The organism is Paenibacillus lemnae, assembly GCF_012933385.1.
Classification (GTDB): domain Bacteria; phylum Bacillota; class Bacilli; order Paenibacillales; family Paenibacillaceae; genus Paenibacillus_AQ; species Paenibacillus_AQ lemnae.
On sequence record NZ_JABBPN010000029.1, the window covers coordinates 20,656 to 34,035 of the forward strand.

At 50.3% G+C, this 13,380-nt stretch carries 12 protein-coding genes; 5 read left to right on the top strand and 7 right to left on the bottom strand.

What is annotated here, in order from left to right:
- Nucleotides 1-29: 29 nt before the first annotated feature.
- Nucleotides 30-1,061, bottom strand: a complete 1,032-nt coding sequence (locus tag HII30_RS20225; protein WP_169506853.1) for an amidase domain-containing protein — start codon at nucleotides 1,059-1,061, stop codon at nucleotides 30-32.
- A 314-nt stretch (nucleotides 1,062-1,375) separates the two neighbouring features.
- On the opposite strand from HII30_RS20225, the gene acnA reads away from it, so the two are divergent.
- Nucleotides 1,376-4,096, top strand: a complete 2,721-nt coding sequence (gene acnA, locus HII30_RS20230; RefSeq protein ID WP_169506854.1) for an aconitate hydratase AcnA — start codon at nucleotides 1,376-1,378, stop codon at nucleotides 4,094-4,096.
- 202 nt (nucleotides 4,097-4,298) lie between these two features.
- Nucleotides 4,299-4,460 carry a hypothetical protein gene (locus HII30_RS20235; protein ID WP_169506855.1) on the top strand — a complete coding sequence of 54 codons (162 nt, stop codon included), beginning with the start codon at nucleotides 4,299-4,301 and terminating at the stop codon, nucleotides 4,458-4,460.
- Nucleotides 4,461-4,542: 82 nt separating this feature from the next.
- Here HII30_RS20235 and HII30_RS20240 read toward each other — a convergent pair whose 3' ends face one another.
- Entirely contained in the window at nucleotides 4,543-5,289 is a 747-nt protein-coding gene (locus HII30_RS20240; RefSeq protein WP_169506856.1) for an IclR family transcriptional regulator, read from the bottom strand.
- 209 nt (nucleotides 5,290-5,498) lie between these two features.
- On the opposite strand from HII30_RS20240, the gene HII30_RS20245 reads away from it, so the two are divergent.
- Both HII30_RS20245 and HII30_RS20250 read left to right on the top strand, forming a co-directional pair.
- Nucleotides 5,499-6,500, top strand: coding sequence for an alpha/beta hydrolase (locus HII30_RS20245; RefSeq protein WP_169506857.1), 1,002 nt, complete (start codon nucleotides 5,499-5,501; stop codon nucleotides 6,498-6,500).
- A 191-nt stretch (nucleotides 6,501-6,691) separates the two neighbouring features.
- Nucleotides 6,692-7,870 (top strand): Fe-Mn family superoxide dismutase, encoded by a 1,179-nt coding sequence (locus HII30_RS20250; RefSeq protein ID WP_169506858.1) that lies wholly within the window; start codon nucleotides 6,692-6,694, stop codon nucleotides 7,868-7,870.
- A 67-nt stretch (nucleotides 7,871-7,937) separates the two neighbouring features.
- On the opposite strand, the gene folE is transcribed toward HII30_RS20250, so the two are convergent.
- The 5 genes from folE to HII30_RS20275 all read right to left on the bottom strand — a co-directional run bounded on the left by folE (nucleotide 7,938) and on the right by HII30_RS20275 (nucleotide 11,936).
- A complete protein-coding gene (gene folE, locus HII30_RS20255; RefSeq protein ID WP_169506859.1) occupies nucleotides 7,938-8,531 on the bottom strand; it encodes a GTP cyclohydrolase I FolE in 594 nt (197 codons plus the stop codon).
- 55 nt (nucleotides 8,532-8,586) lie between these two features.
- Complete coding sequence (locus tag HII30_RS20260; RefSeq protein WP_169506860.1) at nucleotides 8,587-8,820, bottom strand: YneF family protein; 234 nt, start codon at nucleotides 8,818-8,820, stop codon at nucleotides 8,587-8,589.
- A gap of 137 nt (nucleotides 8,821-8,957) precedes the next feature.
- Nucleotides 8,958-10,745 (bottom strand): tRNA epoxyqueuosine(34) reductase QueG, encoded by a 1,788-nt coding sequence (queG, locus tag HII30_RS20265; protein ID WP_169506861.1) that lies wholly within the window; start codon nucleotides 10,743-10,745, stop codon nucleotides 8,958-8,960.
- A 37-nt stretch (nucleotides 10,746-10,782) separates the two neighbouring features.
- Nucleotides 10,783-11,376, bottom strand: coding sequence for a signal peptidase I (lepB, locus tag HII30_RS20270; protein WP_169506862.1), 594 nt, complete (start codon nucleotides 11,374-11,376; stop codon nucleotides 10,783-10,785).
- A gap of 134 nt (nucleotides 11,377-11,510) precedes the next feature.
- Nucleotides 11,511-11,936 (bottom strand): GNAT family N-acetyltransferase, encoded by a 426-nt coding sequence (locus HII30_RS20275; protein WP_169506863.1) that lies wholly within the window; start codon nucleotides 11,934-11,936, stop codon nucleotides 11,511-11,513.
- A 719-nt stretch (nucleotides 11,937-12,655) separates the two neighbouring features.
- Here HII30_RS20275 and HII30_RS20280 point away from each other — a divergent pair.
- The gene (locus HII30_RS20280; protein WP_169506864.1) at nucleotides 12,656-13,264 is read left to right on the top strand and encodes a superoxide dismutase; all 609 of its coding nucleotides are present in this window, start codon (nucleotides 12,656-12,658) and stop codon (nucleotides 13,262-13,264) included.
- Nucleotides 13,265-13,380 lie beyond the last annotated feature (116 nt).

The window sequence follows — 13,380 nt, forward strand, 5'->3', positions numbered from 1 at the left end:
ATTCCAGCAGCTCATGCTGTCTATCCCTTTTATAAATCATCGGGAATATGGTAAAAGCGGTACACTGTGTTCTCGCTCCAGGCATAGGAATCGCGATAATCCCAATAGCGGTGCCGGCTGCTGACCGTATGTGCATTCACCAGCGGCATGCCGCCGGCATCAAATGCGGTAACGATCGTGCTGTGCTGAAACGAACCGTCACCATCCCAGTCGTACACAATGACATCACCGAGCATCAGCTGCTCCGGGCGTTCCACGAGTTCACCCCGCAGGCCGGATCCGCTCAATGCCAAATATCGGGCAAAGCTGTTCGACACTGCCCAGCTGTAGCTCCACCACTCGCGGCCGCTTACATAACCTTTATACCACCAGCCCGTTTCTCTTTTACCAGTATAGTGGATCGGGGCTTTGCCTGCAAAGAGGCACTGGGAGATATAATTAGTGCAATCCACATCGAATTGGGCAAACTCCGGATTACCGGAATCCCACCACTGATCCGCATAGGCAGCGGCCGCTTCCCGGTGGTAGACCCCTGCTCTGGACCGGGTGCCGGAGGAGTAGACACCCCGGTGATTAATGAGGGGAGCCGAGCTTATCGTTCCCGGTCCTGTGACATCATCAGGGAATGTCTCACCCTCCGGTCCGTGTTCCGGCTGCCGTTCATCCTCCAGCGATTCCACGTCCACGATCAGCCATGCGTCTCCATCCCGTAGCAGGGTCAGCCGTTCCCTCTGAATGATGTCCTCACGGTGGATCATGCCTCTTTTTTCATAGTAAAACATGCTGTGCAGCCGCAAGTCCGCAATCACTTGATCCTCCGTCTCTTTAAGCACCCGGGACAGCTTCGCCTTGGTCTCGCTCTTGCGAGGCGTTACCTCCCGCTCGGCATACCAGGCCTGAAGCCGGATGTGACGTTCCCCCCGTTCCATAAGATATTTCAGATCCGTGACGACCTGTTCTTTCAATCCGGATGCGTAATCTACCCGATTCTGATTGTATTGGTCAACGTACGTATACAGCGCACTCTTCCACGACTGCTGCACTTCTCTGGTTATAGACACACCTAATCGCCCCTTTCCACAGAATTCATCTATTTCCATACCTGATCCTCATCCTATTCATATATCGATTATATGAAGGGAACACGTTTACTATGAACAGAGGGATTTTGAGGGAGAGAAACCGGTCATTCATGCTGTAAAAAGGCATAAAAAGTGCTTTACGCTGGACCTTGTAAACGTTATAATTAAAGTAGCCATTATTTTGAAATTGCGTTTCACCTGATGAAACAATCAACCTGGATTGTTTACAGCGATTAACCTATGATCGCACCCTGCGATCACCATTGATCGACTTAACTCAAGGAGGTTCACCTATGTCAGTGAAGGACCAATTCTCCGTCTCCCGTTCATTAGAAGTCGGAGGTAAAAACTATCGTTATTTCAGCCTGCAGGCTCTGGAAGAACAGGGCCTCGGCAGCGTATCGAAGCTCCCTTTCTCGATCCGTGTACTGCTCGAAGCGGCTGTCCGCCAGTTTGATGGCAGAGCCATCACCGAGGATCATGTTAAACAGCTTACCCAATGGACTGAAAACCGGGATGCTAACAAGGAGATTCCTTTCATTCCTGCGCGTATCGTCCTGCAGGATTTCACCGGCGTACCGGTGGTCGTAGACCTTGCGGCTATGCGTGACACCGTCAAGAAATCCGGCGGTGATCCGAAGCAGATCAACCCACTGGTTCCAGTCGACCTCGTTATCGACCACTCTGTGATGGTTGACGCCTTTGGTACCGACGAGGCTCTGGAGTACAACATGAACGTCGAATTCGAGCGTAATGAGGAGCGCTACCGCTTCCTGCGCTGGGCACAAACTGCCTTCGATAACTTCCGTGCCGTTCCACCGGGAACCGGTATCGTTCACCAAGTTAACCTGGAGTACCTGGCCTCTGTAGCAGCGACCAAAACTGTTGACGGCGAAACGCTCGTCTTCCCTGATTCCCTTGTAGGTACAGACTCTCACACCACCATGATCAACGGTCTTGGCGTTGTAGGCTGGGGTGTCGGCGGTATCGAAGCTGAAGCAGGCATGCTGGGACAGCCTCTGTACTTCGTAACACCTGAAGTTATCGGCTTCAAGCTGACGGGCAGTCTCTCAGAAGGAGCGACCGCAACGGACTTGGCTCTGACTGTAACTCAAATTTTGCGTAAAAAAGGCGTTGTCGGCAAATTCGTTGAATTCTACGGCCCAGGCCTGGCTAACATCAGTCTGGCAGACCGTGCAACAGTAGCCAACATGGCTCCGGAATACGGCGCTACGATCGGCTTCTTCCCGGTCGATGATGAAACACTGACTTATCTGCGCGGCACCGGCCGTTCTGACGAGCAGGTAGAGCTGGTAGAGTCATACTATAAAGCACAGAACATGTTCCGCACGGCAGAGACACCAGATCCGGAATTCACGGATGTCATCGAGCTGGATCTTGCTTCTGTTGTACCGAGCCTTGCTGGACCGAAGCGTCCGCAAGACCGTATTGAACTGACTCACATGAAAGAAAACTTCAATGACATTATCCGCACTCCGATCGATAAAGGCGGTTACGGTCTGAGCGACGAGAAGATCGAGCAGAAAGTAACCGTTCACCATAAAGACGGAACTACCAGTGAAATGGGAACTGGTGCTGTTGTCATCGCAGCGATTACAAGCTGTACCAACACTTCCAACCCGAGCGTTATGCTGGGTGCCGGACTCCTGGCGAAAAAAGCGGTAGAGCGCGGTCTGAAAAAACCGGGCTTCGTGAAAAGCAGCTTGACTCCAGGCTCCCTTGTCGTTACCGACTACCTGGAAAAAGCCGGACTCATGCATTACCTGGAATCCCTTGGCTTCTACCTGGCGGGTTATGGCTGTGCGACATGCATCGGTAACTCCGGTCCGCTTCCTGACGAAGTAAGCGATGCGATTGCCGAGAACGACATGACCGTTGCGGCTGTGCTCTCCGGTAACCGTAACTTTGAAGGACGGGTCCATGCCCAGGTGAAGGCTAACTACCTGGCATCTCCTCCGCTGGTCGTGGCTTATGCACTTGCAGGTACTGTAAACATTGATCTGCAGAATGATCCAATTGGTTACGATCCAAACAATGAGCCTGTATATCTGAAAGATATCTGGCCAACAAGCGCTGAAATCCGTGAAGCGATGGGTGTATCTCTCAGTGCAGAAGCTTTCCGCGGCAAGTACGAGCACGTATTTACAGCGAACGAGCGCTGGAACCAGATTCCTGTACCAAAAGGCGAGCTTTATGAGTGGGATAATCAATCCACTTATATTCAAAACCCGCCATTCTTCGAAAGCCTTGGAAACGGCCTGAACGATATCCAGGACATTCGCGAGTCGCGTGTTCTTGCCCTGCTGGGTGATTCCGTCACAACGGATCACATCTCTCCGGCTGGTAACATTGCTGTGAACAGTCCTGCCGGCCTGTACCTGAAGGAACACGGCGTAGAACGCAAAGACTTCAACTCGTACGGTTCCCGCCGTGGTAATCACGAAGTCATGATGCGCGGTACGTTCGCAAACATCCGGATCCGCAACCAGGTAGCTCCTGGCACGGAAGGCGGCGTTACTACTTATCTGCCGACAGATGAAGTGATGTCCATCTATGATGCTTCGATGAACTATCAGGCAGGCGGCCAGAATCTGGTTGTCATCGCCGGTAAAGAATACGGTACAGGCAGCTCCCGTGACTGGGCAGCTAAAGGTACTTACCTGCTCGGCGTAAAAGCTGTGCTGGCAGAAAGCTTTGAACGGATCCACCGTTCCAACCTGGTCGGCATGGGTGTTCTCCCGCTGCAGTTCCAGGAAGGCCAAGGCTGGGAAAGTCTCGGTCTGAACGGTCGCGAAACGTTTGACATTCTCGGCTTGAGCAACGATGTGAAGCCAGGTCAGGAACTGACAGTTGTAGCGCTGCGTGAAGACGGAACCCGCTTTGAGTTCCCTGCGATCGCTCGTCTGGACAGCATGGTCGATGTGGACTACTACCATAATGGCGGTATCCTCCAAACGGTCCTGCGTCAAATGATCGCAAATAACCAGAACTAGTCAGTAAGGCATGTTTACGGTTTTAGTCAAAAATCCCCAAGTTCTCATCGGAGAACTTGGGGATTTTTGTTTTACTTGTGACTTTCATCCTCTTTTGGCCTGAAAGCGTTTCGATCCCCACAGATTAGGGTTAAAATGTTACAAATCATTTCTACGTACTTCGGCTTTCTTAGAAATCCGAATCATTTAGGAGGTTTGTCACATGCTGACCATACATAGTATGACGCCGTTTTTTCATCAGCAACCACGGCCTCAGCCCATCACCCATAGCAGAAAAGAAGAAACTGCCGAGAAACCCGTATCGTTTCAAGACATACTTGCGCAAAAGATGAAAGATAAGTCCGCGACGAAGCTGCAAAGATAGTAAAAAACGGGACGATCCCAACAGATCCTAGATCTGAGGATGGTCCCGTTTTGCTGTTTAAAGGTGCCCTTCACCGTTTTCATTATGAAGAAATCATGAGCCCCATATCTCTGGCAGACTCTTTCAGCACAGGAGCAAAGTCACGCAGCGTTTCCGCTGACAGCCGGCTGACCGGTCCTGAGACAGACAAGGCGGCTGCTATACGTCCATTATGATCCATTACAGGCACAGATACGGCTACCGCTCCCGGTTCCCGTTCCTCAATGCTGATGGCATATCCTTGTTCCATAATATCTGCCAGCTGTGCACGGTATGTATCTTTGTCGACCGTATCCGGCCAATCTGCTGCGTTTAGGATCTCTTCCTGATCACTTTCCGCTGCAAATGCCACCAGCACCTTGCTGGATGCTCCTACGTATAAAGGCAGACGTGCACCGACCTGAGCGACTCTTCGGATCGCCTGGTTGCTCTGAACGGCCTGGATGCGGATACGCTCTCCGCCATCCCGGAGGTACAAGCTGACGGTTTCGCCCAACCGGTCCCGCAGTGACTCCATCGCTGGCAGCAGCAATACGGCAGGGTCATCACTATGAGAAAGATGCGTGGACAGCTCCCATATTTTCAAGCCCAGCCTGTACTTGTCTGAGCGGCTGTCCCGGACGACAAATCCGCGGTCCTCCAGCGTCGTCATCAGGCGGTGTACCGTGCTTTTATGCAGACCGATTTGAGAGGCAATTTCCGTGAGGGCCAGCTCGCTGCCCTTTGTAAAACACATCAATATATCAAGCGCCCGCTCTACGGCGCGAACGGTTAATTTGCGGTCTTCCATACCGTTCTTCTCCTCTCGATGTTTCATCACGTGAAACCTGGTTACAAGAATTATATGAAAAATCACTAGGTATGTAAATGTATTTCCATATTTAATTTACATGACAATCTTCTAATATGCATTGACTTTGCAGTGGTCCCGGCATACGATATATTATATTTTGTATTTTTCGTCTTCATGTAAGATTTCATGGTAAGGAGGGGCCACACATGAGTATGGCTACTGGTAGTAATGCCCCACTATCCCAATCACATAACACAGCTTCTGATACATCCGGGACTGCGCTGTCAGCACGGATGATCCGTTTCAAGCATATTGTACTGGCATTGATTCTATCAGTTGTTTTTTTTCTAATCTTCTGTTTTATAGCCCTTCATGCCTACATCGCGTGGGTGCTGTCTAATCCGACGGTGGCGCCTCTATACTCCAATCCAAAGCTGGCGAAGGACATGGAATATGAGAATGTGATCTTCCCGTCTCTCGACGGCAGAAAGAACATCAGCGGCTGGTATATTCCTGCCGAAGATTCAGTCCGGACCATTATTCTCAGTCATGGTTACGGCGCCAATCGGGAGGAAACCTGGGTGCCGATGTATGACCTGGCACACTATGCACATAACCTGGATTTTAATGTGCTCATGTTCGATTATGGCTTCGCCTCTCAAACCAGCAAGGATGTCGCCACAGGCGGCAAGGAGGAGAAACTGCAGCTGCAGGGGGCGATCCAGCTCGCCAAACAGAACGGTGCCAAGCAAATCGTCGTCTGGGGCTTCTCTATGGGAGGCGGCACTGCACTACAGGCCGGTTTGGAGACCGATGAGGTAGATGCTATGATTCTTGACAGCGCCTTCCTGCTGGAGCCGGATACACTGTACCATAATATTAAAAATCAGATTGATCTTCCTCGGCGTCCGTCTTTGGAGATTCTGGAACTGCTGTTCCCGGTATTGAACGGCACCAGCCTTGACCAGATTCCTTATCAGGAAGTAAAAAGTTACGATTATCCGTTCCCGACACTGTTTATCCACGGCACCCGTGATGATAAAGCACCTTATCAGATAGCCGAAAAGATCGCATCCAATCAGACGCATCCAGACTCTTCTTCCTGGATTGTAGAAGATGCCAGGCATGAACTGATTTTCCGCGAACATCCGCGTGAATATTTGCGCCGGGTGTCCACCTTCCTGGGCAAGCTTGACCCGCCGGAGTAATGAGGAAAATGTAAGCTATATTGAATGAGGTATGATAAACATGTAAATTTTATAATCATTCTATATAGACATTCATCATAAGGCATCTGCTTCTGATCCCATGGATCTGGCGGATGCTTTTTTATTTCATAATACAGGCTGGGCCAAGAATATAGTTCTCTATAGTCATAAGACAGGAGGAACCCCAAGACATGCTGTACATATACGGACATCATCTTCCAGCCCGGATTCTGGAAGAGATTGTATTCTGGAAGCATCAGGAAGCTGAGCATACCGAGGTCATCCAAGCTATCGTCCCCAGATTGGAAGAAACGTATGTCAAGCTGTTGAACGATTGGGCAGCCGTATTTACCGAGACCGAGAAGGCCGCTGAACTGCTGCTTCAGCAGACGATGACTTCCTCAGAGGCACTCTCCCCTTCCACTTTGAATCAGATTGAACTCTTGGTCAGGATATCCATGGATCAATCCAGGGAGTTTGTCCGTCAGCTGCGTATGCTGGAGAAGAACAGCCCTGCCGTCAAAAAGGTTCCCCTTGCCCCTACCGTTCTGGAGCATATCATTCGGGAATCAGAATATTTCCTGGACGTCTTAAAAGAATTGAGCGAACCTGGAGCATTACAGCAGCTGATGAACCACTCGGGTTCGGGAACCCCGTTACCCTTTACCGGTGCCGTACATCCTTTCCAGCAGCTGGAACAGGAAGCGGTCGTGCAGGGAGTGTCTGCTCCGCCTGAGCTGAATCCTGTGCCGATCGGAGGTCACCGGCTTCCCCCACTTCCATATGCCTACAATGCACTGGAGCCCTATATCGATGAGAAGACGATGAAAATCCATCATGACAAGCATCATCAAAGCTATGTGGATGGCCTTAATAAAGCAGAAACCAAGCTGGAAGAGGCACGTAAAACGGGAAAGTTTGATCTGATCAAACATTGGGAGCGCGAGCTTGCATTTCACGGTGCCGGCCATTATCTCCATACGCTGTTCTGGTCTATCATGAGCCCGAACGGCGGAGGGAAACCACAGGGTTCACTTGCAGAACAAATCAACAAAGATTTTGGCAGCTTTGAGCGGTTTAAGTCACAGTTCAGTGAGGCCGCCGATAAGGTGGAAGGAAACGGGTGGGCTATTCTGGTCTGGAGTCCGCGGAGCCAGCGTCTGGAAATTTTGCAGGCCGAAAAGCATCAGAATCTGTCTCAATGGGATGTGGTTCCTCTGCTGGCTATCGATGTTTGGGAGCATTCCTATTATCTGAAGCATCAGAATAACCGAAAAGCCTATGTCCAGGACTGGTGGAATGTGATCAACTGGCCAGAAGTGCAGACACGTTATGATGCGGCCATGAAGCTGCGCTGGCAGCCTTACTGACACATGCCAAAAAAGGACGCCCATGAGGTTTATGACCTCAGGACACCCTTTTATAGTATTCGTTGATCTAGTCTTTAATCAGTGACATAAACTCGGCGCGCTGTGCAGCATCGCCTTGGAATGTACCTCGAACCGCGGATGTAATCGTCTTGCTGCCCGGCTTCTTCACACCGCGGGCACACATGCACAGATGCTCACCCTCAACGACGACCATCACGCCCTGCGGTTTCAGCACTTCCACCATAATATCTGCAATCTGCGAGGTGATGCGCTCCTGCACCTGCAGGCGGCGGGTCACGGCTTCAACCAGACGAGCCAGCTTGCTCAGTCCGGCGATCTTGCCGCTCGGCACATAGCCAATATGGACTTTACCGAAGAATGGTGCCATATGATGTTCGCACTGGCTGTAGTACACGATATCCTTCACAATGACCAGCTCTTCATGCTGCTCGTCAAAGGTGACACCCAGCACATCACGGGGATCTACTTCATACCCGGCAAAAATCTCTTCATACATCCGTGTCACACGGGCAGGTGTCTCCAGCAGCCCTTCCCTCTCGGTATCTTCACCGATCAGTTTCAGGATTTGCTCCACATGATATTCAATCTTCTCACGCTGCTCCACGACTTTATTGTTCACATAATCTTTTACGCCCGCCACGGTATATGCCCCCTTCCATCATCCAATTCAATCATTTTATATATTTGTTATTACATTATTTACGCTTGCGCGCTTGACCTTTACCTGGTGCCGGCTGGTTCTTCATCATCTGCTGAGCCCGCTGCATTTGCTTGCCGTTCAGATTGTACCCCATCTGTTTAGCCATTTTCTGCAGCATATCGGGATTGCTCTGCATCTTCTCAAGCTGCTTGCGGAGATAAAACACACCGATGAAAAAACCGCCAACCAGACCCACGATCAACGTAATGATCGGAATAACAATGTCCATGTCTTGACCACCTTTTGTTCAACTAATATTTACCATATAGAGGCAGATATACGAACCTATCATAGCATGTCCCTTTCAGGACAGCAAATAAAAAACGGTGTTCGCTTCTCTGCAAGCTTAGGCAAAAACGCCGTATACTACAGACCTTTTCGCTCCGGAAGCGAGTCTTCCAATTTCAGAAGAGCACGTTTGGTCTCAATACCGCCGCCGTAACCGACCAGCATCCCGTTCGCTCCTAAGACCCGGTGGCATGGTACGATAATCGGCACCGGATTTTTGTTGTTAGCACCGCCTACCGCACGTACAGCCATAGGGCGCTCAATGGCATTCGCCACATCCTTATAGGAACGTATGACGCCATAAGGGATATCCTGAAGCACAGACCACACCTGAAGCTGGAACGGGGTACCCCGCATATCGAGAGGAACGGAAAACTCCTTGAGTTCTCCATTAAAGTAGCGTGTCAGCTGGGATGTAACATCCGACAGCCGCTCTTCATCACGCTCGTAACCTGCACCGCCGGCCCATGTCCGGGACCACTGCTGAAGAACCGCCTCCTTGACTGTGAATGTGCCAAATTCAATCAGACATACACCCTGCGGGGACATGACCACGGTCAGTGTGCCGATAGGGGTATGAACCTCATCATAATACAGCGTATCCACGGGTACGGCAGGCACACCCATTGGCTCGTTAACAGCAGACTGTTCTGCTTCAGGTTTGGAAGATACCGGCTCTGTATCTGTGCCGGCATCTTCCGGCTTCAATTGATGTAAGGCTTGCTGCAGCATGCTTCGGACCTGCTCGTCCTGTTCCGATTTCATACCTTTATCTAAGTTGTTCAACGCTTCTTCGCCTCCAATACGGCCCAGCGCCCATGCCGCGGTTCCCCGCAGCTCTGGACGCGGATCTTTCAGCAGCACCTCGCTCAGTTTTGGTACCGCTGATGCATCTTTAAAATTGCCCAAGGCGATCACAGCATTGCGCTGGATCGGTTTTCTTCCTCTCCAGGCAGCCGAGGTATCGCCAAAGGTTTCCTTGAATTCACGGTTGCTCATATCCAGGATCGGAAGGAGCAGCGGTTTGGCTTTCTCAGGATCAGGCTGAAGCTCCTCATGGTGAGTCCAGTTCAGGCCCTTGTTCTTCGGACACACAATCTGACAGGTATCACAGCCATACAGACGGTTGCCGATCTTGCGCATAACTTCATCTTCCAGAAAACCTTTAGTCTGGGTAAGAAACGACACACAGCGCTGTGCGTTCAACTGTCCTGGGCCAACCAGCGCTCCTGTAGGACAGGCATCAATACATTTCGTACACTCTCCACAGTCTTCCGTCACAGGTGAATCTGGCGGGAACGGAATATTCGTCACCATCTCACCGAGGTAGATCCATGAGCCGAACTTCGGAGAAATGATGGCGCAGTTCTTGGCACTGAAACCGATGCCCGCCCGTTCCGCGACAGCACGATCCACGAGGGCGCCGGTATCTACCATGCTTTCCAGCACGGCCTCCGGCACACGCTTCCGAATAAATGCCTCCAACCGGACCATCGCCTCCCGAAGGACATGGTGGTAGTCACGCCCCCAGGCAGATCGGGCCATGATCCCGCGGTACTTGCCGGGCCCCGACTTGGGAGGATTGCTCATTTTCGCAGGATAGGCTACGGCAATGGCAATGATGGATGAAGGCTGGGTACCCGGAAGCGCCGGAGTAATCCGTTTCTCCAGATCCGGTTCTTCAAAACCCGATTCATATCCCTGATCCCTATGACGCTGCAAAATGGCCTTCAGGGACACAAACGGATCCGCTGATGCGAATCCGATGTCATCAATGCCCATATCCGGCGCAGCCTGCTTGATCTCTTCCTTTAACGCCTCCCAAAATGAAGGCGGCGGAGCATACGCTCCATGAACAGCATTCATCTCCACGCCCCCTTCTGGTTATGAGATTGTTACAGTGTTACAGCCCTTTGATCTCAGACAACGGCCAGAAAATAAACTCGGCTTTGCCGACAATATCGGACTTGTTCACACTGCCGAATCTGCGGCTGTCTTTACTCTTTTGGAAGTGGCGGTTGTCTCCCATGACGAAGTAGTGATTCTTCTCAAGCGTCACTGGCTCCATATCGGGATCCTCAATCGGAACATCCGTATACTTTTCCTCTTGCGCTTCACCATTAACGTAAAGGATATGTCCCTTGACTTCCACGGTATCGCCGGGTACGCCTACGACACGCTTCACCAGAAATTCTTTCTTGTCCGGACCGTCACTCGGATCCTTCAGCACGATAACATCACCGCGCTGCGGATCGGAAAAACGGTATCCGATTTTATTGATAAACAGGCGCTCGGAAGCCGTCAGTGTCGGCTCCATCGACTCTCCCTTGACCATAGACAGATTAAATACAAAGACATTGAGCAGCATCATAATACAGAACGCAATGGCGATCGTCTTGAACCAATCCCACAGCTCGGCACCAAAGCTGTTTCCTGACTTATTGGATTCGGGAGCCTCATTCTTCCCCGTAGAATCCGGAGGTACGGTTTGTCCCATAATACACCTTCTTTGCTTCGGAATAGCCTGAAAAGCAGTTTTCCTAAAGGTCAGGCATATTAATAGAAAAGCATATCTTTGACCCATTTGCAACGGCCGAAGATATGCTTCATATAGAAATGCGATTCTGACCCTTACGGCTGACCTACGATGCTCAGCTTCTGAAATGATGTCAGGATTTTATTCGCTCCGTAACCCATAGCTTCGTAAAAAGGCATGGCGGCTGCGTTATGTTCATCTCCCGCAACGAGAATCCGGCTGACCTTGCGCGATTGGAACCGCTGCTCCATCGCCGCAACAAGCGATTTGCCTATTCCCTTTCTGCGGTAATCCGGATGAATGGCGATCCGGTAGTAGCACCCGTGATTGCGTTCAATTGTACCGATCAGGGCACCGACGATTTCACCGTCTTCCTCTGCGACCATAATGAGGTCGGAATCCCAGGCAAGCTGCCTGGAGAAAGGCTCCATCGTATTTTCGTAGCATTCATCCGACAAAGCAATCTGCAATAACTCAATTACACGGTTACAGTCACTCAACTGAAAGGAACGAACATGCATTTCAAAAATCTCCCTTTTCGTTAGCATGATACGGTTTACGCGGTTTACAATATTATAGTATTCCGTTGATGCAAACCTAACAATAATGATGACTACAAAAATTGCGAAAAACCTGCTTTCTTGTCCATTAAACCACATATTCCTCTCAAATTCACGGGTTTTCTTGTGTAAGCGCTTCATATAAAACGTTTACATTTTTAAGGCTGGATATAATTCCAGTATTTTGTAAAAATACAGTCGATATCTTATGTTTGGGGGATGTAAATGTAAGAGGATGTTTACAAAAGGAGCTGAATGTGCGAAGTCGTATCCGTCTATGAAGCCCCATCCGTCGATTACCCAGTCCGAGCTCGGAAACAAACTAATTTAGATTTCTAACGGACTCCATGTCCGTTAGACCGCTCCAGCCCCTCACTGACTTCCACATCGGCACAATTCCAGCCACCTTACAACGTCCTGCTCTCCGGCTGCATCAACTTGACGTACCCCTCGCCAGCTGCTTCCACTTAATGTCCTGCGCTGCTCACCCAATAAACTACTTAAAATCCTACTTAATCACCCGGTTTTTGAACATGAAAGTTGATTTAATCCCCCTCAAAGGTTTAATATATGGAGGTACAGCCAATTACTTGATGATTACTATCGTGTGTTAAAAGGATCTCCCTTTCCGGGCAGCCCTTTTACTCATAAAAAACCATTTCACAGGAGGTATTTTCATTATGGCATTTCAATTACCATCACTGCCCTATGCAAACAACGCGCTAGAACCTCACATCGATGCTCAAACGATGGAGATTCACCACGACCGTCACCATAACACCTACGTTACCAACTTGAATGCAGCACTTGAGAACGCTCCTGAACTGCAAGAGAAAAGCCTGGAAGAGCTGATCGCTAACCTCGATGCTGTTCCTGAGAATATCCGCACAGCGGTCCGCAACAATGGCGGCGGCCATGCGAACCACTCCCTCTTCTGGGAAGTGATCGGACCTAATGGCGGCGGCGCACCGTCTGGTGCTCTGGCTGATGCGATTGAAAGTGAGCTTGGCGGTTTCGACAAGTTCAAAGAAGATTTCGCTAAAGCAGCAACAACTCGTTTCGGCAGCGGCTGGGCATGGCTCGTGCTGAACAACGGCAAACTGGCTGTAACCAGCACGCCAAACCAGGACAGCCCGATCATGGAAGGCCAAACGCCTCTCCTGGGTCTGGATGTATGGGAGCATGCCTACTACCTGAAATATCAAAACAAACGTCCGGATTACATTTCCGCATTCTGGAACGTTGTAAACTGGGAAGAAGTTGGCAAGCGTTACGACAGCGCGAAGTAATTCGCTCTATCACACAAAAGGTGACCCTGATTTTAAACTGTACCCTACAAGATGGACACTTTGAAAAAAGTCATCTTGTAGGTTTTTTTGTGTACAATAAAGAAAAAACGAGCGGC

What these genes read in the sequence shown, in the direction of transcription:
- queG (WP_169506861.1), bottom strand. Translation starts at nt 10,745, where the DNA reads ATGAATGCTGTTCATGGAGCGTATGCTCCGCCGCCTTCATTTTGGGAG.
- HII30_RS20260 (WP_169506860.1), bottom strand. Translation starts at nt 8,820, where the DNA reads ATGGACATTGTTATTCCGATCATTACGTTGATCGTGGGTCTGGTTGGC.
- HII30_RS20250 (WP_169506858.1), top strand. Translation starts at nt 6,692, where the DNA reads ATGCTGTACATATACGGACATCATCTTCCAGCCCGGATTCTGGAAGAG.
- acnA (WP_169506854.1), top strand. Translation starts at nt 1,376, where the DNA reads ATGTCAGTGAAGGACCAATTCTCCGTCTCCCGTTCATTAGAAGTCGGA.
- lepB (WP_169506862.1), bottom strand. Translation starts at nt 11,376, where the DNA reads ATGGGACAAACCGTACCTCCGGATTCTACGGGGAAGAATGAGGCTCCC.
- HII30_RS20240 (WP_169506856.1), bottom strand. Translation starts at nt 5,289, where the DNA reads ATGGAAGACCGCAAATTAACCGTTCGCGCCGTAGAGCGGGCGCTTGAT.
- HII30_RS20245 (WP_169506857.1), top strand. Translation starts at nt 5,499, where the DNA reads ATGAGTATGGCTACTGGTAGTAATGCCCCACTATCCCAATCACATAAC.
- HII30_RS20235 (WP_169506855.1), top strand. Translation starts at nt 4,299, where the DNA reads ATGCTGACCATACATAGTATGACGCCGTTTTTTCATCAGCAACCACGG.
- HII30_RS20280 (WP_169506864.1), top strand. Translation starts at nt 12,656, where the DNA reads ATGGCATTTCAATTACCATCACTGCCCTATGCAAACAACGCGCTAGAA.
- HII30_RS20275 (WP_169506863.1), bottom strand. Translation starts at nt 11,936, where the DNA reads ATGCATGTTCGTTCCTTTCAGTTGAGTGACTGTAACCGTGTAATTGAG.